The 22,442-nt window shown below is 41.6% G+C and carries 24 protein-coding genes; 10 read left to right on the top strand and 14 right to left on the bottom strand.

What is annotated here, in order from left to right; all coding sequences use genetic code 11:
- Positions 1-30: 30 nt before the first annotated feature.
- The 5 genes from J3P43_RS19025 (at position 31) to ilvA (ending at position 4,776) form a co-directional block, all read left to right on the top strand.
- The gene (locus J3P43_RS19025; RefSeq protein WP_255905465.1) at positions 31-1,548 is read left to right on the top strand and encodes a hydroxymethylglutaryl-CoA lyase-like TIM-barrel protein; all 1,518 of its coding nucleotides are present in this window, start codon (positions 31-33) and stop codon (positions 1,546-1,548) included.
- A 59-nt stretch (positions 1,549-1,607) separates the two neighbouring features.
- A complete protein-coding gene (locus J3P43_RS19030) occupies positions 1,608-1,856 on the top strand; it encodes a hypothetical protein (RefSeq protein WP_255905467.1) in 249 nt (82 codons plus the stop codon).
- Complete coding sequence (locus J3P43_RS19035) at positions 1,856-2,254, top strand: type II toxin-antitoxin system VapC family toxin (RefSeq protein ID WP_255905527.1); 399 nt, start codon at positions 1,856-1,858, stop codon at positions 2,252-2,254. Before J3P43_RS19030 ends, J3P43_RS19035 begins: the two co-directional genes overlap by 1 nt.
- A 20-nt stretch (positions 2,255-2,274) precedes the next feature.
- The gene (leuB, locus tag J3P43_RS19040; protein WP_255905469.1) at positions 2,275-3,336 is read left to right on the top strand and encodes a 3-isopropylmalate dehydrogenase; all 1,062 of its coding nucleotides are present in this window, start codon (positions 2,275-2,277) and stop codon (positions 3,334-3,336) included.
- Between the two features lie 195 nt (positions 3,337-3,531).
- On the top strand, positions 3,532-4,776 hold the full coding sequence (gene ilvA, locus J3P43_RS19045; RefSeq protein WP_255905471.1) for a threonine ammonia-lyase IlvA: 1,245 nt from the start codon (positions 3,532-3,534) through the stop codon (positions 4,774-4,776).
- A 13-nt stretch (positions 4,777-4,789) separates the two neighbouring features.
- On the opposite strand, the gene J3P43_RS19050 is transcribed toward ilvA, so the two are convergent.
- From J3P43_RS19050 to hemA, 14 genes are all read right to left on the bottom strand, one after another.
- On the bottom strand, positions 4,790-6,628 hold the full coding sequence (locus tag J3P43_RS19050; RefSeq protein ID WP_255905473.1) for an LTA synthase family protein: 1,839 nt from the start codon (positions 6,626-6,628) through the stop codon (positions 4,790-4,792).
- Positions 6,629-6,815: 187 nt separating this feature from the next.
- Complete coding sequence (locus J3P43_RS19055) at positions 6,816-7,823, bottom strand: ABC transporter ATP-binding protein (protein WP_255905475.1); 1,008 nt, start codon at positions 7,821-7,823, stop codon at positions 6,816-6,818.
- Positions 7,824-7,917: 94 nt separating this feature from the next.
- Positions 7,918-8,685 carry an outer membrane beta-barrel protein gene (locus tag J3P43_RS19060; RefSeq protein WP_255905477.1) on the bottom strand — a complete coding sequence of 256 codons (768 nt, stop codon included), beginning with the start codon at positions 8,683-8,685 and terminating at the stop codon, positions 7,918-7,920.
- 1 nt (position 8,686) lies between these two features.
- A complete protein-coding gene (locus tag J3P43_RS19065) occupies positions 8,687-9,430 on the bottom strand; it encodes a hypothetical protein (RefSeq protein WP_255905479.1) in 744 nt (247 codons plus the stop codon).
- A 1-nt stretch (position 9,431) separates the two neighbouring features.
- Positions 9,432-10,058, bottom strand: a complete 627-nt coding sequence (locus J3P43_RS19070; RefSeq protein WP_255905481.1) for an RNA polymerase sigma factor — start codon at positions 10,056-10,058, stop codon at positions 9,432-9,434.
- An 80-nt stretch (positions 10,059-10,138) separates the two neighbouring features.
- The gene (locus J3P43_RS19075) at positions 10,139-10,675 is read right to left on the bottom strand and encodes a CopD family protein (protein WP_305121812.1); all 537 of its coding nucleotides are present in this window, start codon (positions 10,673-10,675) and stop codon (positions 10,139-10,141) included.
- A 29-nt stretch (positions 10,676-10,704) separates the two neighbouring features.
- The gene (hemE, locus tag J3P43_RS19080; RefSeq protein ID WP_255905483.1) at positions 10,705-11,733 is read right to left on the bottom strand and encodes a uroporphyrinogen decarboxylase; all 1,029 of its coding nucleotides are present in this window, start codon (positions 11,731-11,733) and stop codon (positions 10,705-10,707) included.
- Positions 11,726-12,247, bottom strand: coding sequence for a hypothetical protein (locus tag J3P43_RS19085; protein ID WP_255905485.1), 522 nt, complete (start codon positions 12,245-12,247; stop codon positions 11,726-11,728). Before J3P43_RS19085 ends, hemE begins: the two co-directional genes overlap by 8 nt.
- A gap of 6 nt (positions 12,248-12,253) precedes the next feature.
- Entirely contained in the window at positions 12,254-12,958 is a 705-nt protein-coding gene (locus J3P43_RS19090) for a response regulator transcription factor (RefSeq protein ID WP_255905487.1), read from the bottom strand.
- Positions 12,948-13,823: a sensor histidine kinase gene (locus tag J3P43_RS19095; RefSeq protein WP_255905489.1), complete on the bottom strand. Its 876-nt coding sequence runs from the start codon at positions 13,821-13,823 to the stop codon at positions 12,948-12,950. Before J3P43_RS19095 ends, J3P43_RS19090 begins: the two co-directional genes overlap by 11 nt.
- Positions 13,820-15,214 (bottom strand): glutamate-1-semialdehyde 2,1-aminomutase, encoded by a 1,395-nt coding sequence (gene hemL, locus J3P43_RS19100; protein WP_255905491.1) that lies wholly within the window; start codon positions 15,212-15,214, stop codon positions 13,820-13,822. Before hemL ends, J3P43_RS19095 begins: the two co-directional genes overlap by 4 nt.
- A 100-nt stretch (positions 15,215-15,314) precedes the next feature.
- Positions 15,315-16,286, bottom strand: coding sequence for a porphobilinogen synthase (gene hemB, locus J3P43_RS19105; protein WP_255905493.1), 972 nt, complete (start codon positions 16,284-16,286; stop codon positions 15,315-15,317).
- A gap of 31 nt (positions 16,287-16,317) precedes the next feature.
- The gene (gene hemC, locus J3P43_RS19110) at positions 16,318-17,898 is read right to left on the bottom strand and encodes a hydroxymethylbilane synthase (RefSeq protein ID WP_255905495.1); all 1,581 of its coding nucleotides are present in this window, start codon (positions 17,896-17,898) and stop codon (positions 16,318-16,320) included.
- Between the two features lie 28 nt (positions 17,899-17,926).
- Positions 17,927-19,153 carry a glutamyl-tRNA reductase gene (hemA, locus tag J3P43_RS19115; RefSeq protein WP_255905497.1) on the bottom strand — a complete coding sequence of 409 codons (1,227 nt, stop codon included), beginning with the start codon at positions 19,151-19,153 and terminating at the stop codon, positions 17,927-17,929.
- 244 nt (positions 19,154-19,397) lie between these two features.
- Here hemA and J3P43_RS19120 point away from each other — a divergent pair, with 244 nt between their 5' ends.
- The 5 genes from J3P43_RS19120 (at position 19,398) to J3P43_RS19140 (ending at position 22,411) form a co-directional block, all read left to right on the top strand.
- Entirely contained in the window at positions 19,398-19,856 is a 459-nt protein-coding gene (locus tag J3P43_RS19120) for a MarR family winged helix-turn-helix transcriptional regulator (RefSeq protein ID WP_255905499.1), read from the top strand.
- A 1-nt stretch (position 19,857) separates the two neighbouring features.
- Complete coding sequence (locus J3P43_RS19125) at positions 19,858-20,694, top strand: alpha/beta hydrolase family protein (protein WP_255905502.1); 837 nt, start codon at positions 19,858-19,860, stop codon at positions 20,692-20,694.
- An 83-nt stretch (positions 20,695-20,777) separates the two neighbouring features.
- Entirely contained in the window at positions 20,778-21,329 is a 552-nt protein-coding gene (locus tag J3P43_RS19130) for an RNA polymerase sigma factor (protein ID WP_255905504.1), read from the top strand.
- Positions 21,330-21,359: 30 nt separating this feature from the next.
- Positions 21,360-21,992, top strand: a complete 633-nt coding sequence (locus J3P43_RS19135; RefSeq protein ID WP_255905506.1) for a hypothetical protein — start codon at positions 21,360-21,362, stop codon at positions 21,990-21,992.
- A 2-nt stretch (positions 21,993-21,994) separates the two neighbouring features.
- Entirely contained in the window at positions 21,995-22,411 is a 417-nt protein-coding gene (locus tag J3P43_RS19140) for a hypothetical protein (RefSeq protein ID WP_255905508.1), read from the top strand.
- Positions 22,412-22,442: the final 31 nt, after the last annotated feature.

The following is a 22,442-nucleotide window of genomic DNA, read 5'->3' on the forward strand; positions in this document are numbered from 1 at the left end:
TCCCCTTAAAATCAGTTCAATCAAACATTTATGACACGACGGAAAATTGAAATAATGGATACCACTCTCCGCGACGGAGAGCAGACATCTGGCGTATCATTTTCCATTTCAGAAAAATTGACGATTTCGCAACTGCTACTTGAAGAACTTCATGTAGACAGGGTGGAAATTGCTTCGGCACGTGTATCGGAGGGTGAGTTTGAGGCAGTAAAGGCAATTACCGAATGGGCAGAGAAGAACGGCCATATCAACGCTATTGAGGTTCTCTCTTTTGTGGATAATGGCATTTCTCTCGAGTGGATGAAAAAGGCCGGGGTTAAGGTTCAAAACCTGCTGACCAAAGGATCCTTAAACCATCTGACTCATCAACTGAAGAAAACTCCTGAGCAGCACTTCTCCGAAATTGCACAGGCTATTGCATCAGCTCAAAAAGAAGGCATTGAAACAAATGTTTACTTGGAAGACTGGAGCAATGGCATGCGTAATTCGCATGAGTACACCATGCAGTATCTTGAGTTTTTGTCTACCCAACCTATCAAACGGATTTTATTACCGGATACACTGGGGATTTTGATTCCGAACGAAACGTTTAAATATATATCAGAAATTAAGTCGAAATATCCGCAGATCCATTTTGATTTCCATGCTCATAACGACTACGACCTGGGGACCGCGAATGTACTTGAATCGGTTAAAGCGGGAATCAATGGCTTACACCTAACCGTAAACGGTATGGGAGAGCGAGCTGGGAACGCGCCAATGGCGAGCGCTATCGCCGTAATCAACGACTTTTTGCCCGAAGCGGAGATTGCTCTTAAAGAATCATCTATTTACCAGGTAAGTAAACTGGTAGAGACATTTTCTGGTGTTCGCATTCCTTCAAACAAGCCCATTGTTGGCGAATATGTGTTCACTCAGACGGCGGGTATCCATGCTGATGGGGACAATAAAAAGAATCTGTATTTCAACGATTTACTTCCCGAAAGATTTGGGAGAAAACGTAAATATGCGTTGGGGAAAACTTCGGGCAAAGCTAATATTGAAAAAAATTTACAGGAGCTTGGTCTGAAGCTGAACGATGAGGACCTTAAAAAAGTAACTCAACGCGTTATTGAGCTTGGAGACAAGAAAGAAACGGTTACCAAGGAAGATTTGCCTTATATTATTTCGGATGTGCTTGATAGCAATCTGTACGAAGAAAAGATTAAGGTGGAGTCGTACGTATTAACACATTCTAAAGGATTGCGTCCCTCGGCGACTATCGCCATTTGTATAGACGGCAAAGTGTATGAAGAGAACGCGCAAGGCGACGGGCAATTCGATGCTTTTATGAATGCCCTGACACAGGTTTATACAAAGAAAGAAATGTGTTTGCCAAAACTGGTAGATTATGCTGTTAGAATTGCCCCCGGCAGTAGTTCTGATGCATTATGCGAGACAGTAATTACCTGGGAAAAAGACGATAAAACTTTTAAAACACGCGGCCTGGATTCGGATCAAACGGTGTGTGCGATTAAGGCTACGCAGAAAATGTTAAATATTATTTAGCAGAGTTGGCCCAATTAGTGTTTGGCATAAAATAGTTATTTTTGTAAAAATTAAGGGCGATGAAAATGACACCTAAGAATATAAATATTGCAGACTACTATTTTGAACTTTTGAAACACCTAAGTTCAGATAGTAAGCTGGAACTCATAAATCGCCTTTCAAACTCCTTAAAATCCAAATCCGAGAGCAAAAAGAAAAATGATCTAAAGGCCTCTTTTGGAGCTTTTATCACTGATCAAACGGCTGAAGAAATCATTGCAGACATCAGGTCTTCAAGAACTTTCAATCGGGAAATTGCGGATTTATGATGGGCTATTTATTAGATACAAATATTTGTATCTTTTTTTTGAAGGGGAGATTCAATCTTGACACCAAAATTAGCGAAGTGGGTTTGCAAAACTGTTCAATCTCTGAGATTACAGTAGCAGAGCTGAAATACGGAGCCGAAAAAAGCCAAAGACCGACTGACAATAACATAGTAATCGAAAACTTCATTACTAAGTTTAGCATCATTCCTATTTACCCTTCACTTGACATATACGCCAGAGAGAAAGCCCGGTTGAAACAATCAGGAACTATTATTGATGACTTCGATTTACTCATTGGAGCTACCGCAATTTCTAATGACATGATTCTGGTCACAAATAACATCTCTCATTTGGGGCGATTAAACAACGTTAAGATCGAAGACTGGACTAAAAACTAAAACAAACATAAATAATCACGATGAAATTAAATATCGCTCTTCTTGCAGGAGATGGAATAGGACCTGAAGTAATCGATCAGGCAGTTAAAGTAGTAGACGCTGTGTCAAAGAAATTTGGCCATGAAGTGAGCTGGACTTCAGCCCTAACCGGCGCTGCAGCTATTGATGCTCATGGTGAGCCTTATCCGGATTCAACGCACGAAGTTTGTATGGCTGCTGATGCAGTTTTATTCGGCGCTATAGGCCATCCGAAATATGATAATGACCCTAAAGCGACTGTTCGCCCAGAGCAAGGATTGCTTAAAATGCGTCAGAAATTAGGCTTGTTCGCTAACGTTCGTCCTACCTTCACCTTCCCTTCTTTAATTGATAATTCTCCGTTAAAAAGAGAACGTATCGAAGGAACTGATTTAATCATTCTGCGCGAATTAACGGGTGGTATTTACTTCGGCGAGCGCGGCAGAAAAGACGATGGCAACACGGCTTTCGATACTTGTACTTACACACGGGCAGAAATTCAGCGCCTTGCAAAATTAGGTTTCGAACTGGCAATGAGCCGCAGCAAAAAACTTTGCTGCGTAGACAAAGCAAACGTTTTGGAAAGCTCTCGCCTTTGGAGAGAAACTGTTCAGGACATGGAGAAAGATTTTCCTGAAGTTGAAGTAAGCTATGAATTTGTGGATGCAGTTGCCATGCGCCTTGTTCAATGGCCAAGCTCGTATGATGTATTGATCACAGAGAATCTGTTCGGCGATATTTTAACCGACGAAGCCTCTGTAATCTCTGGTTCAATGGGATTAATGCCTTCTGCTTCAAAAGGAGTTCATACTTCGTTATATGAGCCGATTCACGGTTCTTATCCTCAGGCCGCAGGAAAAGACATTGCTAATCCTTTAGCTACCGTTCTTTCTGCAGCAATGATGTTTGAAGATGCTTTCGGGTTAAAAGCGGAAGCTGACGCTATTCGCGACGTGGTTAACAAGTCTTTAGCTGAAGGAATTGTAACTGAAGATATCGCTGGTAAAGAAGGCAAAGCTTACAAAACAAGCGAAGTAGGCAATTGGCTGGCAAGTAACATCTAAGACTCAAATAAAATAGAAATATCGACCCGCTGTTTCTTAATAGCGGGTTTTTTTGTTTAGGATAGCCGCAGACAGCGTTCGGAACGCTGTCTGCGGTAGATGATAATGAAACTTAAAGAAGTAAGAGAAAAGAACAATCGGCAAGGATACTTGCTATAACTTTATTAGATTGATTATTGCACTTAAGTACACCAAATGGACTTTGAAAATAAACTTGATTCGGTCGCTGCATTAGAACGCCTTCAATCGGTTATCAAACACACCCCACTCGAATACAATACCAGCCTTTCAGAAAAATACTCGTGCGAAGTCTACCTTAAACGGGAAGATCTGCAGGTTGTCCGATCCTACAAATTGCGAGGGGCGTATAACATGATTAGCCAGTTAAGCGAAGAATCTTTGTCCAAAGGCGTAGTGTGCGCAAGCGCGGGCAACCATGCTCAAGGTGTCGCCTTCTCTTGCAAAAAACTAAACACAAGGGGCGTCATCTTTATGCCCGAAATCACTCCCAAACAAAAAATCAATCAAACCAGGATGTTCGGTGGCAACATGATCGAGATTATCCTTGTTGGAGATACATTTGATGATTGTTTAAAAGAGGCGCTGACCTATACCGAGGTCAACAAAATGACCTTTATCCCTCCTTTCGACAATTACAAAATCATTGAGGGACAAGGCACAGTCGGCGTTGAAATCCTCGAGGAGCTCCCGGATACAGATATCGTTATTGTTCCTGTCGGAGGAGGGGGATTATCTGCAGGTGCAGGTGTTTACATGAAGAAAGTCAATCCGGCTATCAAAGTTTTCGGGGTTGAACCCGAAGGGGCTCCATCGATGTCAAGAGCGCTTCAAAACGATGGACCCGTTACTTTAGAAGTTATTAATCGCTTTGTTGATGGAGCCTCCGTTAAACGTGCAGGCGAACTCACTTTTCCAATTTGCCGCGAAGTGTTGGACGAACTGATCTTAGTTCCCGAAGGTAAAGTTTGTACCACAATTCTTAAGCTATACAACGAAGATGCAATAGTTGCAGAGCCGGCAGGCGCCTTATCAGTTGCCGCCCTGGATTTCTGTGCTGATCAAATAAAAGGCAAAAAAGTGGTTTGCGTTCTCAGCGGAGGCAACAACGACATTGAACGAATGCAGGAAATTAAAGAGCTTTCTTTGTTGTACGAAAAACTAAAACACTACTTTGTAGTCAATTTCCCTCAACGCCCCGGAGCGTTAAAATTGTTTGTCAACAAAGTATTGGGGCCTGACGACGATATTACTCGCTTTGAGTTCATCAAGAAAATACAGAAAGAATACGGGCCGGCATTAGTTGGGATTGAACTTAAATCAGCAGATGATTATTCCGGCTTGGTTGAGCGAATGGAGGCCCTGAAATTCGATTATAAAGAGATTAACAGAGATCTTACACTATTCGAATACCTGGTCTAAATTCTTCGCTGCATCAATGCATAATCTTAGGATGTGCACCAGATCGCACCGGCTCAAGCACCATCTCATTGTTAATCATGGTGTTATTAAACACCTGAATGAACTTCTTCAAAGCCTCGTCGCTCTTCCTCATTTCGTTCAAGTGCCCCGAAGTAGCCAGATTTCTTTTAAAGGCCTTGTCAGATTTCCAATTGTAAAGCCCCAGCATTTTGTATCCATCGTACTGGTAACAATAAGAAGAGTCAATATACTGGTAAATTCCCGAATTGTAGTTTACCGAGAAGTTGTGGCACTCATCTGAAAATAAGTTTTTCCCCTGCGAATAGTATGGATGAGGATAATCTAATAAGTGCATCACAGAAGGCACTATGTCAATCTGATTTGCAATTTTAGGGCTGTTCCCTTTAAGCGATCCGTTGGGTTTAAAAAACACTATCGGTATCCGGTAGTCATCTAAAATACCACCTTCAGAAATTTTGGGGCCCGTATGATCTGCCGTTATCACAAATAAGGTATTGTTGTACCACTTGCTATTTTTCGCCTGTCGGAAAAATTGGGCTAAAGCATAATCGGCATACTCAACACATGAAAGTATGGGGTGACCTTCTTGCTTAAACCGATTAACATATTTATCTGGCACCTTAAAAGGATGATGCGTATTTAAGGTAAAAACGGAAGAAACAAATGGTTCCGGCATCTTATCTAACTCTTCCCGCATAAAGTTCAGGAATGGTTCGTCCCATATCCCCCAGCTCCCATCAAAATCATCATCATTATTATACTCATCCCGCCCGAAATAGTCTTCAAAGCCAGAAAGCTTGCTGTAAGAATTGAATCCCATAGTACCGTTACCGCCGCCATGAAAAAATGAGGACCGATATCCCTCCTTCTTTAATAAATTGGCGATCGAAGTTATTCTGTTCGATGAATAGTTCGAAAAGATAAAAGGATCGTCCTGTAACGATGGAATGGAAGACAATATAGCCGGTATTCCCTGGATAGATTCTTTCGCGTTAGCAAAACCGTTGGGAAAAACCATGCTTTCGGCAAATAAAGAATCGAGAAACGGTGTCCTCCCCATTCCGTTAAAAAAGCTTATATACTCCTGTGAAAGGCTCTCCATTACAATGACCACCACGTTCTGCTTTCGGCTAACAGAAGTATGACGAGGTAAGTGCTGCCCCTTGTCACAGCCAGACAATTTTTCATCAGGATAATAGTGAAGCTCGGGAAGCGCCTTTTTTTTGTACGTCCTTATAAGGGTGAAAGGAGTGTTGAGCAAGATGGGAATAAACCGAACATCGGCCATTTCCGAGGCATGAATTATATTAAGCGGTTTTTTTTGCAGACCGCCCCTTATCGAAAGAATTGTTACTCCAACTCCGAGAACAAACACGAAAAAATGTAAGAGATAGACCTTAAGAGAAGGAACTACAGGGATTGAAAGTCTCAGGCTTCGCTTGTAAATCATCAGCAGCAAAAGAACAAGCCCCGCGTAAAACAGCCAGATATACCAATGCTCGACTATAAAAGTAGGCAGCATGTTAAAAAATTCATTGCCTTTCTTTCCTGAAAGAAAAAGCACCGCATCAGACGACATACGCTTATGAACAAAAGGGAAATAAGCGATATCTATGCAGTTAAGCAATAGAAACAGACTATTCAGCCCCACAAAAAGCACCTTCTGTGCGTTTCTGTAATAGTTATTGAAGGCTAAAGGAAGTGGTAGCAGAATTGCAACAATGTAAATTGCATTTGTCAAAAATATCGCTGAAAGATCAAAGCGTAAACCATAAAAAAACCATGAGAAGGTTTCGGTTAGAGAGGAAAATTCGAACTCGGAGTGATTCACGAGAACAAAAAACGCCCTGCACAAAAAGTATAAAAAAACAAGCCCCCCTAACTGATATAGCAGGCTGAGGAGGGTAACCTTAATTTTATTCATTATCAAGAAAACTCATCGTTACATAGATGCACTATGCTCCGCAAATATATGTCAATCCAATAACTACAAACAAAGCGATAAAGTATAACCGGCTTTAAGTAGTTTGGTAAAACTCAAGAAAACGATCCAGCACCACAGGTACAGCCGCGCCCTTTTTATAGTGATTTATATGGAAATTAATTGCCCGCAACCTTATATGATCTCTTTCCAACAACAGTTCCTCATAATTGCCTTTAAAAAAAGAATCGATTAGTATAAAGCTTTTGCTTGTCCAGCTTCGCTTTAGTTCGACCCATTCGGGATAAATTGCCACAGTGTCTTTTAATGGCCGCAAACCCAGCTTCACAGCCTCTTCCTTTTTCAGGATATTACAATCGGCTAAAAGCTTTGCGGTGTAGACATTCTGTGGCTGGTTATATAACTGTTCGGGACTACCAGACTCTACTACCTGCCCTTTATTTAATACTACAATCTCATCTGCAAGCGAGAGCCCGTCAACGGGATCGTGGGATACTAGGATAACCGTAATCCCCAGATCGTGAGAAAGCCGCCTGATATCGGCTCTGAGATGCGTTTTGAGAGGCGTATCAACCTGACTAAAGGGCTCATCCATTAATAAAACCTCTGGCTCGGTAATAATGGCCCGGGCAATGGCAACCCGTTGTTGTTCACCGCCGCTTAAATCTGACACACGCTTATTATGAAGGTGATCTATCCGCAGAAACCTCATAACCGCCCAGGATTTTTCCTCTTTATACTTCAGATCGGTATTTGGAAGCATGGAGGCTACATTCTCGTAAACTTTTGCATAAGTATTCAGACTAAAATCCTGAGTTACCATTTTCATGGAGTCATGCCCTGGGATCAACTTTTCTGCCGGGCCCAAAATGGCCTCTCCTTTAAACAGAACCATCCCCTCATCCGGAGAAAGCAAGCCATAAATAAGTTTTAGCATGGTGCTCTTCCCGCTTCCGCTCTCCCCGACAATTGCAACTACTTTACCTTTCGGGATAGACGTGGTGACTGCTTTCACCCCCGCGAAAGTTTCTGTGGGATATGTTTTACTAACCTCGCTTAGCTCTATGAACGTATCATTAGACATCAGTCAAACTTACTGATTTTGTTCCAACGTTTACCAGCTAAATAAAAAACCCCGCCTTGTAAAAAGCAGGGTTTAAACGATATGGATTACTTGCTTAAAAGCCTACCATAACTCCAAAGTTGAGGTTTTTAAATCCTTTCGGACCCTGATCATCGGCAAATACGTCGCTATTATAGTATTTTACATAAATCCCAAAATCATCATACCCCAGCCGGCCGAATGCGCCATACCTAAAAGGATTAAGGTTGAAATCATCTTTAACTTTCTCCTTCCCCTCTTGTTCGCTGACCTGCTTTACCTTACCGTTAATCAAAAATCCAATCTCCGGTCCGAATACAAGATATATTTTGTTTCCCTTTCTATCATCATTAGTTCTGATTTGAACAGATAGTGGAATTCTGAGATAGGTGCTGCTAAAGCGATTCTTTTGAAAATCTATATTCCTTTCAATCGTATCAAGGGTGGCAGATCCCGGCTTGATAGTAACATCTTGCTTTAGCCGCATATGGGTCCAATCTATTCCGGCACCAAGATATACCTTAAAGTGGTGGGTGAACCTGTATCCCATTTGAAAGAACTCAAATCCGACATTATGTGTTTTCCAGGTGTCGGTTTCGAGAAATTGGTTTGGAGCAGAAAGGGTGAAACTTCCATTGTCTGTAAACTTTGCAAGCCCTAAGTCAATGCGTGAAAGCGTAAGCTGTATAGAAAAATTGGGGTGAGACCGGCTGGAATCCTTTGCAGCGGTTTCTGGCTGTGTAACAGCTTTCTCCTTCTTTTCTACCGAATCTTGTTTAGATTCCTGGCCAATTGCGGCCATCGTTAACAAACATAATAAACCAGTAATAATTTGTAGTTTCATTTTATTCCTTCGCCTTAAATTTCAATAAACCCAGATTTAACCCAGATACTTTCGTTCCTTCATCGCCGTCTTCAAATTCAATAATTTTTGATTTTCTCTTATCTATTTTTCCAACCACAAAGTTTACAAGACTTCCAACAGACTTTATTTTCTTGTCTCTAACGATGGGTTCCTCTTCCTGCGGCATCTCCTCGACACGCGCTAACACCGGAACCTCGCTTGTTTCAGATCGATCTACAGAAAGTGACTTTTCAACTGCTTCCGGCTGCTTTACTAACGATGTTTTGGAACCTGCATCAGTATTTAACACGGCTACTCTGGCCACATTAGCTTTTGAAGCGGCTGACTTTGTCTTAGTTACGAGCTCGATATCTTTCTCCTCTTTCGTCGCTATTTTCTCTTTCAAGTTCAATTTCACTGGCTCTGATTTCGTTTCCTGCCTGCTTTCTGGCTTAGCCAGAGCCATGGGGTTTTCAGCCTTCTGAATCACCGGAGATTTAGTTGGATTTCCGCTTAGTCTGATTGGTTCTTTATTTGCTGCGAGCCAGATGCCCAAGCCAATAATGCCGGCTAAACTGGCTGCAGCAAGGCGAAGTATAGGAAACGCCCCTTCTCTCTTTATTGTCTTCAACTGTCCGGCTATACCTTTCCAAACCGCCTCCGTAGGAGCAGCTTCGTAAGCATAAAGCTTTTCCTGAAACAGTTTATCAAAATCCTCATCCGACACTTTATGCATATTCTTCATTTTAATCAACTTTAACTGGCAGCACTGCCATTGTAAAAGGAACTCGCTCCGGGCCTACCGAGACAAAATTTGCTGTCCGGGTCTGCTTTTCAATTTTCATTAATTTTTCTTTAAGCGTGGCTCTGGCACGCGAAAGTTGCGATTTCGAAGCGCCCTCGGATATGCCCAATTGCTCGGCAATTTCTTTGTGCGAATATCCCTCTATTGCATACAGGTTAAATATCAACCGGTATCCAGGAGATAACTGCTGTATCATATTCAGCAAATCCCGCACTTCCAAACCCTTCATATCGAAGGTCGCCTGCGGAACATCAAATACTTCTTCAATATCCACTACAGACATCATCCTTTGATTTTTCCTGTATACCTCAATCGCGGTATTCACCATAATCCGTCTTATCCATCCCTCAAAAGAACCATCACTCCTAAACTCACCCACCTTTTGAAACACCTTTACAAATCCAATTTGTAACATATCCTCCGCCTCGAAACGGTCTTTAGCATACCGCATACAAACACCCATCATCTTAGATGCCAGCATTTTATATAAAAGCTCCTGAGTCCGGGGTTCGGCCCGTCTACACCCATCAAGCAAATCGTCAACAGATACCTTGCGACTTAAATTCATATGCGTTTGGTGGTAAGATGGGAGGAAGCCGAAAATGGTTGCATAAGCTGCAATTTAAAAATGATTTACCGGAAGCGCTGCTATCCTTTTATACGATAATATTTGTAAATCTTAACCGCCGACATGATAATAATGGCGAACAAAACAAGGCCCAGTAAACCGTAAACCCAATCGATGGTACTTTTTAGAACTACCGTAAACACTATCGCCACCAGAAAGATCGTAGCTAACTCATTCCAGATGCGCAGCTGTGTAGAGGTCCATGCCGACACCCCTTGCTTTTGCTTTTTAATGATATCCTGGCAGATGAAATGATACACCAGCAGTCCGGCCACAAAAGCCAGCTTTACCAGCATCCAATCCGCTTGCAAGAGAGATGGGTTGAGATAAATCATGAAGCTACCTGCCAGCACACTTAAAACCATGGCCGGTGTGGTAATGATATTCCACAGCCTGCTTTGCATCAGTTCGAACTGTTTATGCAAAACCAGCCGCTCCTGTTCGGGCCGCTCATTAGCCTCTACGTGGTAGATGAATAAACGGACGATATAAAACAGGCCGGCCATCCAGCTCACCACGAAAATGATGTGTACCGATTTAGCGTAGAGATATATCAATATTCAATATTTTTAAGCAAAAAGCGATATCAGTACTTAAATTCCTTAATCACTTCTATTGCATATTTTACGTTATCGAATGGAATATCCGGCATAATGCCGTGCCCCAGGTTAAATATAAAGCCAGGCTCGCCTCTCATTCTCTCAAACAAACGGTGAATACGTTCTTTAATAACCTTTTTATCGGCATACAGCACGTGGGGATCCAGGTTCCCCTGCACTGCAATGCCAGCGGGCAAACGTCTTTTAATATCCAATAAATCTACATTCCAGTCAATTGAAATAACATCGGGTTTTGCTTCTGCCATCAGAGGCGCAAAAACCGAACTTCCCTTGCAAAAAGAGATGACCGGAATATCCGCCCGGTTCAGGCCGGAAATGATCTTATTAATATAATAGTGCGAAAACTCTTTGTAATCATCCCACGCCAGGGCGAGAGCCCAGCTGTCGAAAATCTGAACAGCGTTTACACCGGCCGCAATCTGCAGGTTTAGATAATCAATTGTTACTTCAGCTATTTTAGAAAGCAATTGATGGGCCAGCTCCGGCTGATTGTGAAGCATTAGCTTAGTAAGCTTGAAATCTTTAGATGAGCCCCCTTCTACTAAATAGCTCATAACAGTGAACGGAGCTCCGGCGAAGCCTATAAGAGGAATTTTTCCACCCAGTCTTTGCTGGATAACCTTAATGGCATCGGCAACATACTGAAGTTTATCGTTTACGCCAGTTTGCAGTCTATTGATATCCGCCTCGGTCCGCACCGGGTTTGAAAATTTAGGGCCAACTCCCTGGGTAAAACTCAAATCGCCCCCCATAGCCTCGGCAGTAACCAGAATATCAGAGAAAAGAATAGCAGCGTCAATGTCGAGTAAATCCACTGGCAGCATGGTAACATCTGCTGCTAACTCGGGGGTTTTACACATCTCCAGGAAAGAATATTTATTTTTTATATCCCAATACTCTTTCATAAAACGTCCGGCCTGACGCATCATCCAAACTGGTGGACGTTCGGTTAATTCTGATTTAGCTGCTCTGATAAATAAACTGTTGTTATTCACGCCCTTTTTGTATTTCTAATTCTATTTTTTCAATAATGCTTTTAACTCTGGCACTTATTTTTAACTCTTTCGCTATTTCTATATAAGCCCTGGCTTTATCATACTCTTTTTTGCGAAGGTTCAAATTTGCCAGCTGACTTAGTACCAATCCTTTCTCGCTTTCATTTTTTAGTGGGAAACGGCTGGCGATCTGAAAATGGCGTTCGGCTTCCGGATAGTTACCTTTTTTGAGTTCAATATTTCCCGACATGAATTCAAAATATCCTCGTCTGCTTCTTTTTAACCTATCAGGATATTTTACTTGTTTAAGCAGCCGCTCTACTTTAATGAAATCCTGATTGTGATAGGCTTTAGATGCTAATACAACGGTTCCTTCCTTGAAATATCCGTAAATGAGATACAAAATTCCAAATACCAGTATTGCAGACAGTTCATGAACCTGCTGATAGGTTGTCCACGCCAAAAAGATTACAGTGAGTGCTACTACCGCAAAACGGGCCCTGGCTGTAAGCATAATCCCTTACTGGCTGTCGGTGAACTTATAACCTACCCCTCGGATAGAATGAAAATATTTAGGATTTTTTTGATCAGGCTCAAAATACTTCCGGAAAGTAAGGATGAAATTGTCGATGGTGCGGGTTGACGGATACACATCGTAATTCCAAACTGTTTCCAATATCTGCTCACGCGATACGGCATCGTTTCTGCGCTCAATTAACAGTTTGAGCAACATCGTTTCTTTTTTTGTAAGCGGGGTAATAGAACCGTCGTCGTTACGAAGCTCAAAAGAATTAAAATAAATGGTCTTATCGCCAATCTTGTAGGTATTCAGCTCCTTCTTCTCATCTCCGCTCAAGCCTCTTTTCACAAGATTATTGACCCGTAAAATAAGCTCTTCGAGATTGAATGGTTTAACCAGATAATCGTCTGCACCTTTTTTTAGTCCGGTAACACGGTCTTCGCTGGTATTCTTTGCGGTAAGAAACATGATTGGAACTTCAGAATTCTCCAGGCGGATCGTCTCGGCTACCTGAAAACCATCAATTTCGGGAAGCATAACATCCAGGATGATGAGGTTAAAGCGTTCTTCTTTAAAAATCTTCAAAGCTTTCTTTCCATCCGTTGCCGTACTCACTTTGTAGCCTTCAAGCTCCAGATTTAATTTAATTGCTTCCAAAAGATGATCTTCATCTTCTACCAGTAAAATACGTTGTTTAGCTGCCATTTGAATTAAAGGTTACTTCAAAAATACTCCCGCTTGTCGGGTTATCTTTTACTTTTATTTGCGCCTGGTGATTGTCCAGTACTTGCTTTACAATGTATAAGCCTAATCCTGTCCCCTTTGTTTTCCTGGTATCTTCGCTCCCTACACGGTAAAACTTTTCAAATATGCGCAGTTTTTCCTCATCCTTAATACCAATTCCTTTATCTGCCACCGAAAAACGGATAATATTACTTTCCCGTTGCAACTCTACCTTTATTTCTTCGCAGGGAGGCGAGTATTTTACAGCATTTTCAATCAGATTGGAAACTACCAGCGTGAGAGCGAACTTATCACCGGTTAGCTCTATCTCTGGATGTAAATCGCATTTTATAGTTTGTGTACTGCAGGTATGGATTTGCAGTCGCTCGGCAACTTTAGCTACTAATTCAGAAAAGTTAAACTGCTCTTTCGGAAAAGAATAAGAACGGCTTTCGATTCGGGTAGCTATAAGCATGTTTTCTACCAGATCATCTAAACGCTCGATATCCTTTAGGGAGTTTTTTAAAAAAGATTCGATTTTAACTCGTTCAAGTTCGCGTTTCAAAATAGTTTGAAGATAAAGCTTAATCGACGCTAAAGGGGATTTCAGTTCATGGGTAACCGAAAGTAGAAAATTCCGCTGTTGCTCGTGAAGTTTCCGCTCCTTTTTAATCGTTTTTTGCAGATAATAGGCTCCGGACAAGAATATCAATAGAAAAACCGCTCCTTCACTTAAGATCATCGTCTTCTTCTCTGGCCTGGCGGCTATAAGTAGAGACGCCCACCATACCAGTTCTGCAAGAACATAAATGGCCAGAAAATAGAATACGATTAGCGGTTTCTTCATTTACTTTCTTCTTTCGAAAACTTAGCAGCGGTTCTGAAAACTATATCCAGACTATCAAAAATCGCCCTTTTTGTCTTTTCCAACTCTGTTTTGTTATGAGCTGCAGAAACAAAACCAACCTCATATCCGGAAGGGCCCAAATAGATACCCCTATTTAACAATTCGCGGTGAAACACTTTAAATTTCTCCATGCTCGAGGCATCAATATCTTCAGCAGTTTTTATGTCCTTATCCGTAAAGGCAAACCAAAAAATGGAACCAATTGAAAACACTTTAAATTTATAATTTTTTGCTGCGGTAAATCGCTGAATTGACTCTACAAACTCCTGAGTTTTATTATTCAAGTCCTTATAGAAACCCGAACGAAGCAGCTCGGTAAGTTGAGCGATGCCCGCAGCCATAGCTACAGGGTTTCCTGATAAGGTGCCTGCCTGATAAACTGCGCCGTCAGGCGAGACGTTGCTCATAATTTCGGCCGAGGCTCCGTACATCCCAACGGGCAGGCCTCCTCCAATAATTTTTCCGTAGGTAAGAATATCCGGCTTAATACCATAATGCTTGGCTGCACCTTCAAAACCTAAGCGAAATCCTGTGATTACCTCATCAAATATTAACAAGCTCCCTTTTTGCTGAGTAATATCGCGTAAAAACTGAACGAATTCCTTATCCTGAATAAGCAAGCCATTATTAGCCGGAACTCCTTCTATAATAATAGCTGCAATCTGATCCGGAAACTGCTTAAAAGCCTCTTCCACGGCTGTCCGGTCATTTAGCGGAATCACTATGGTTTCGTCGGCAAAAGATTTAGGAACTCCGGCAGAGGAAGTTTCGCCGAAAGTAACCAAGCCAGAACCAGCTTTTACCAGCAATGAATCGACATGGCCGTGATAGCAACCTTCAAACTTCAGGATCTTATCTCGCTTTGTATACCCCCTGGCTAAACGAATAGCAGACATTACGGCTTCTGTGCCCGAGCTTACAAACCGGATCTTCTCAATTAAGCTGTTGCTTTTTAAAATAAGTTCGGCCAACTCGTTCTCAAGTGCCGTAGGCGCACCAAAGCTCATTCCCTGCTGCATCACCTCACTCACCTTCTCTTTGATTTTTGGATGATTGTGGCCCAAAATGAGTGGTCCCCAGGATCCGCAGAAATCAATAAACTGGTTGCCATCAGCGTCCCAAACGTAGCATCCATCGCCGCGCTCAATAAAAAGCGGAGTGCCAAAGACTGATTTAAACGCCCTTACAGGTGAGTTCACGCCTCCGGGAAAATACTTTTTGGATTTTTCGTATAGTTCGGCTGATTTTTCGCGGGGAATATCCGGTTTACCAGTAGTGGATACTGGCCTGTCATCGTCACTGGAAAAAATTTTTTTGAGAGAGTCAAGCATGGGGTAAAATTCAAAAATTAAAAGTCAAAATTCAAAAGTTAAAAATCAAAATTGAGACAGCAGGCCCTTTTTTAATTTTTAATTTTAACTTTTTACTTCATTAAACCATCCATCCTTTTTCAAGGATTTCTTTGGCATGGTACGTAATAATAATATTTGCGCCGGCGCGGGTAAAAGCGTACATATTCTCCATGGTTACTTTTTGTTCATCAACCCAGCCAGCCCTGGCCGCGGCTTTAACCATCGAATATTCGCCGGAAACATTGTAACAAGCGACAGGCAGATTGGTGTTTTCTTTGAGGCTTTTTATAATATCGAGATAAGCCAGCGCCGGTTTAACCATTAAAATATCCGCACCTTCTTCCTCATCCAAAAATGCTTCTCTTAATGATTCACCCGGATTTCTGAAATCCATCTGATAAGCTTTCCGATCTCCTTTGTTCGGAGCAGAATCCGCCGCTTCTCGAAAAGGACCGTAGTATGCCGAAGCAAACTTTACACTATAGCTCATAATGCCGGTATTCAATAAGTTATTTGCATCTAACAACGAACGTATTCCGGCGATACGGCCATCCATCATATCTGATGGCGCTACCATATCGGCACCAGCCTGTGCATGGCTAAGAGCCATTTTAGCCAGAACTTCTACAGTTTCATCATTGTTCACATAATCATCATGCATAATACCGCAATGCCCGTGAGTGGTGTAGGCACAAGTACACACATCGGTAATCACAAATAAATCATTCCCAAAAGCGCTTTTTAATTCTCTGACCGCTTTTGATACTACCGATTCACTGTTATAGGATGTGCTGGCGTCTTCGGATTTTTCTTCTCCTACGCCAAACAGCAAAACCTTGTTAAGCCCTAATTTTAAAGAATGTTCCACGTCTCTAACTAATGTATCGGCAGAAAAATGGCTTATGCCAGGCATAGCATCAATTGCATGCGTTACATTATTTCCAGGAACTACAAAATAGGGGTATACAAACATGTCTTTCGAAAGGCGCGTTTCGGCTACCATTTCACGAACAATAGGGGATTTTCTTAATCTTCTGGGACGAATATTCATTCGCTATCTTTTAGATCTTTATTTGTTAACACTACAGTCCGAAGACCGCTTCGGCTAAGCCAATTTCGTCGGGTGAATAAGGCAGTGCATACTTCATTCCCATTTCATCAAATTTTCTGCCGGTTGAGCGACCTATACAGATCACTTTCTGACCGGGTTCTATCAGGTTATCAACAAAATAGGCTTCCACATTGGAAGGACTTGTAAAAATTAAAACATCAGCAAAAATGGGTTCGATATTGTCTTCCATAATTGTTTCATATACCGGCAGGTCAAGGATCTTCGTTTCTGGAGACAGCGCTTTTTGCACAGTCCTTAGTGAATCTTTAGCTCCGGGGAACAAAACACTCTGTCCGTTTACCAGTTCTGCGAATTCGGTTGCGATATCGGCGGTGTCAATTCCTTCTTCCTCTCCGTTAAAATCGGGCACCCGCCCAAACTTACGAAGGGCCTCTTCGGATGCGCGGCCTAAAACCCCAAATTTGGTTTTTTTGGAAATTAACGGTTCCAGCTTGAAAAAATACTCTATCGCATTTTTACTGCTGAAAAATATCCAATCTATATGTTTTAATATGTATGGATCAAGCTTATTTATAGTGGGGAATGTGCGAATTAAAGATCGCCCGTCAATTTCTATATTATGTTTTTCCAGGGCCCGGCGGAAATAACTCATTTCCGAAATCCCACGGGTGATGAAAACCTTTGCAGGCATTTTTCGGTCTTTGGCGAACTTGTGCACGATTTGCTCTGCAAGTCCTTCGCTTGTCTCCGACTCCAAAAACACCCTGTCGGGGAATGAATCTGCATCATCTGCCATAGAGGTCCAAACCTGGAACTTTCCGTCTTCTTTACGGCAATAACAACCTAATGGTAAGTGGCAGCCCCCATTAAACAGATTCAACACTTTTCGTTCTACAGCAATTTCTTCTGCAATAGTTGGATTGTGCAACACCTGCAGCTTTTCTATTAATTTAGTATCGTCTTCACGTACCTGGATAGCCAGCACACCTTGTGCGGGTGCAGGAATAAATTCCATCGGATCTAATTCTTCTACATAGAATTCGCTCAGATCAATCCCAAGGCGCTCAACTCCAGCCTTCGCAATCATGATAGCATCATAATCTTCGTCGCGCAGTTTCTGAATTCGGGTTGGTACATTACCACGCAGATCTTCTACTTCCAAATCGGGGCGAAGAGACAATAGCTGTGCCTTGCGCCGATTAGAGGATGTACCTACCATCCCAGCAAACTTTACAGATAGCTTCTGCTTGATATCGACACAATCTTTAAGTATAAGCAACAATTCATTCGGATCTTCACGTTCGGAAACAGCCGCAATTGTTAAACCTGAAGGGTTTTGGGTAGGTAAATCTTTGTGGGAATGGACTGCAATATCGATTGAGCCATTAAGTAACTCTTCTTCTAACTCTTTAGTGAAAAATCCTTTTCCTTCTAACTTATCCAGGCGCAGATTCAGAAAACTGTCGCCCTGGGTTTTTATAATTTTTAATTCAGCAGTAATACCCGATTCTGAAAGTTTATCCTTCACATAATTGGCTTGCCAAAGAGCGAGATCACTACCACGAGTACCTATGATAAATTTTTTTTTCACAATAAAAGCAATTGGATAACAAGATTACCTAGCTGTTGTTTACTAATATCTCTTTAGCCATAACCATCGGGACGCTGATATATTTCTTTTCCATATAGTTCATGATCTTCTCGAGCACTTCTCTTGAATTAGTATCCAGCTGGTCAATATCATTTGCAAAAACAGAATTTACAGCTACGCTCCTGATTTCCTTAATTTTTAAAGGAACCTCGCGCATTGCCAGTTCGATCTGACGTTGCTTTAATAATGGCCTGAATTCAGTTTTGCTTTCTTCGATAATCTGCTCAGCGTGAACAAGCTCCTGATAACGCTCCTGCATATTTAAGTTGGCTATTTCCTGCAGACTGCGAACCTCAATAAAGTGTACCGGATATGATTCTAAAACTTCCGGACTTGTATCATTTGGAATAGCTAAATCAACAATTACCTTTTTATCCGTTTCTCCATTTAACAGAGAAGCGTATATTTCCGTGGTAATGATGGGATTCACCGAACTCGTACATGTTATAATAACGTCGAATCCCTTTTTATAACTGCCTAAATCGGCCAGGCTGTATGCTTCACCTCTAAGATCTTTAGCGAGTATCTCAGCATTTTCTAAGGTTCGGTTAAAGATAGCGAAGTTGGAATATTTATGCTTTTGAAGGTATTTGCAGATATTTTTATTGGTTTCTCCGGCACCGATTATAAGGATCCGTGAATTTGAACACATATTTAAATCACGAAGTTTACGGTAAGCGAGGGAGACAACAGAGATAGGATTTTTAGATATTTTGGTTTGCGTATATACTTCTTTGGCCGTTTTGACTACATGACTCATCACCATTCGCATATAATCACCGGTAAATCCGGCCTTTCGGCATATTTCGTACGATTTTCGCACCTGCGCAAGGATTTCCTTTTCACCAACAATCAAACTCTCAAGAGAACATGACACACGTAACAGGTGGTTAAATGCCTGTTCATCTTCATAAATACTCACCTTGCTGACAAAGTCATCCAGTTTCTCTTGCGGGATGCAAAAGTCTAAAGTCTGAATGAACTCTTTTACAAAATCGAAAGTTAATTGCTGTGATGCTGAAAAAACGAATTCAACTCTATTACAGGTCCCGATATAAAATACCTCAGGGATGTCGAATTTCTCCCTCACTCTATTTAATCGGCTTACCAATGTCTGATTACAGATCACCAATTTCCCCAACTCCTTTAAATCAATCTGCTGATGAGTGAATGCTAAAACTTTTAAATGCTTCAAAGCCTGAAAGTATCTATAAAACCCGAAAACAAAGGTATCAAATAAGCATCCACACCGTTGTCATTCCTTTGTCAAACCAAGGTATTTAGAATCCTTTTAAATAGGTCACCACGTATTTCTCCGCGCTAAAATATCCTAAAAGGATGAAAGTACCTGATAAATAAAAAATTAATTGAATAATTATCCTAAAACAATAATTTTGATTTTATTTGAATGAGATTTAAGAGAAGTTGCTGCCCTTTCTATGAACAAACCACTTGATACTGATGAACTGATAGATCACGTACATAAAGCCCCTGGATTTCTGCTTTGGCAGATTGAAATGTGCTGGCAAAGAATTGTAAATAAAGTTTTGCTGGAACTGGGCCTTACATATACTCAATTTATAGTGCTTGGAATTTGCGGATGGCTCAGCAAATCACAGGAGAACGTGTATCAGCACCAGATAGCCAGACACTCGAAAATCGACAGGATGATGACCTCGAGAATCCTGGCCAGCCTTGAGAAGAAGGGGTATATTAAACGGCTGAAAATTGACGGTGATGCGCGCGCCAAGCTCGCAATATTAACTCCAAAAGGGAAAAAAATACTAGATTTATCTTTGAAGAAAGTATCAGAAATCGAATCAAACTTTTTTAAGCCCAGTCATAAAAGCTTTGTTGATTCTATGGACGATATTTTATCAGACTGTATAAATCTGTAAAATGCTCCATCATCACTTTTCTATCTCTGGCGCTTCCGGGAGCCGTATTTCAATAGATTTAACCCTGGCTGCTGGCAATGGATTAAACCCGCTGGTTGTATTCGTCCACGGATTTAAAGGATTTAAAGACTGGGGCACTCACCAACTGGTAGCAAACCATTTCGCACAGCAGGGTTTTAATTTTCTGAAGTTCAATTTTTCACATAATGGCATAAGTGGAGCCTCTGGCGACGTTTTTGAAGACCTGGAAGGTTTTGCAAACAATACCTTCTCAAAAGAGCTTTTTGATCTGGAACAGGTTATTGATTTTGCTTTAAGCGGACAAAGCTTTCCCGCACCTCCACGTTTATACCTGATTGGGCATAGCCTGGGCGGTGCAATCTGTATCATTAAAGCCTCCGAGACTAAAGTGATAACTAAACTCGTGACCTGGGCGTCCATTAGCAGTTTTAGAAACCTATGGACCGCAGAACAGGAACAAATCTGGATCAATACGGGTGTCTTGAATTTCATGAATTCCAGAACCAATCAGCAAATGCCAATCTATTCTACCTTGCTGGAAGATCTGAACTACAGTTCAGAACGACTTGATGTATTGTCGGCAGCTTCCAAAATTTCGCAACCCTGGCTTATTGTTCATGGCGAGGAAGATACAGGCGTGACGCCAGAACAAGCTAAACTATTGCACGCTCAACAAAGCGGCAGTCAACTGCTTATTGTTCCAAATGCCGACCATGTTTTTTGTGCTAAGCATCCTTGGATGGAACAGTCCTTACCCAAAGAACTATTGTTTGTCTGCGATGCCACAATAGCTTTTTTACGAGAGAGTGGTGAGTAAACCGAAATGCTTTTTTCAAAGCAAATACACAGAACATATCCTACTTATCAATCAAAATTCTAATTTCAGGGTTTTAAAGGTACATGAAACAGGTAGAAGACGCAGAAATCCTTGAAAAATTCGCTAATGAACGCAGCAGAAATGAAGCGTTCAGTCTGCTTGTTCAAAAGTATCAGCAAAAAGTTTATTGGCATATTCGCCGGATGGTAATAGATCATGATGATACCGACGATCTGGTTCAGGATACTTTTGTCAAAGTATGGAAATATCTGGGAAACTTTAGAAATGACTCGCAATTGTATACCTGGATTTACCGAATTGCGTCGAACGAGTGCATCACATTTTTGAATAAGAAAAAGCAGAAAAACAATATCTCGATCGATGAAATGCCTTATGATCTGTCGGATACCCTGGCAGAGAGCTCGCAGATTAGCGGCGACAAAGTACAGATGAAGCTTCAGCAGGCTTTACTTACCCTACCCGAAAAGCAACGCCTGGTTTTTAACATGAAGTATTACGATGATATGAAGTATGAGGAAATCTCAGACGTTCTAGGCACCAGCGTAGGAGCATTAAAAGCCTCCTTTCATATTGCAGTAAAGAAAATAGAGAATTATTTATTGCGTAACGATTAAACCATTATCGAAAATTTGATTCAATAATTTATGGATTTGAATGAGATGAACGGGAACTGGCAGGACGAAGCGCCAACACTTGCTTCGATGGAGAAAGCAAATCCCTTTACCGTGCCCGAAAGCTACTTCGCAGAAATGGAAGAACACCTGCGAAGGCGCGTTGGTATCACTGCCTTCGATAACAGCGAGAATCTTTTTACTGTTCCCGCCGGCTATTTTGAAGAACTTGAGGATAACATCACATCTGCAGTAAAGCTCGAATCGATTAAGAATGACCACGGGGCAATTTTCACGCTACCGGAAAGATACTTTGACAGCCTCGAAGAAAGGATTAAAAGCAGGATCCAGCCTGAAATTACAGAATCTGAAAAGCCCCGGATACGCGGTATTTTTTCGACATGGCCGGCATATGCAGCCGCCGCCTGTATTACAGCAATAATAAGCTTCGGCCTTTATTTCAACCTAAGAAGCAATAATAATACAATCGAAACCGAAATTGCAGCGCTTCCTACAGATGAGATTATAGATTATCTTCAGCTTTACAGCGATGCTGGTGATGCTGCGGTAATATTAGAAAATATAGAAGATGAGTCTGCTCTCAGTCAAATTAGTTCGGACATATCCGAACAAGAAATTGAGCAGTACCTTAAATTAAACTTATAAAGATGAAGAGGTGGATATTTAGTCTGATGCTAGGCATTGCCCTTGCGGCACCGGCCCGTGCCCAGCGAAACAACCAAAATATTGAGTCTATACGGGTTGCATTTATAACCCAGAAGCTGGATTTAACCCCAGAGGAATCTCAAAAATTCTGGCCGGTCTATAATAGTTACCGGGAAGAAGTCAGACGCATTGCTGTCAAACGGGCACAACAACGGAAGGCGCTTAAACATCAGCCAGGTACAGCGGCGCCGGTGGATGAGTTACAGTTAGAGAGCGAAATGCTTGAGTTGAAGAAACGCTATAGAGTCGAGTTTGTGCGGGTATTGCCAAAACAAAAAGCTGCTCTGGTATATCCGGCCGAACGAGAGTTTATGCAGCAGTTAATCGAACACCTCCCGAAAAGGAAGAAAAAAAATTAATCTATTAGAAGCCTCGAACCAACGAGGCTTT

The organism is Paradesertivirga mongoliensis, from assembly GCF_024436395.1.
Lineage (GTDB): Bacteria > Bacteroidota > Bacteroidia > Sphingobacteriales > Sphingobacteriaceae > Paradesertivirga > Paradesertivirga mongoliensis.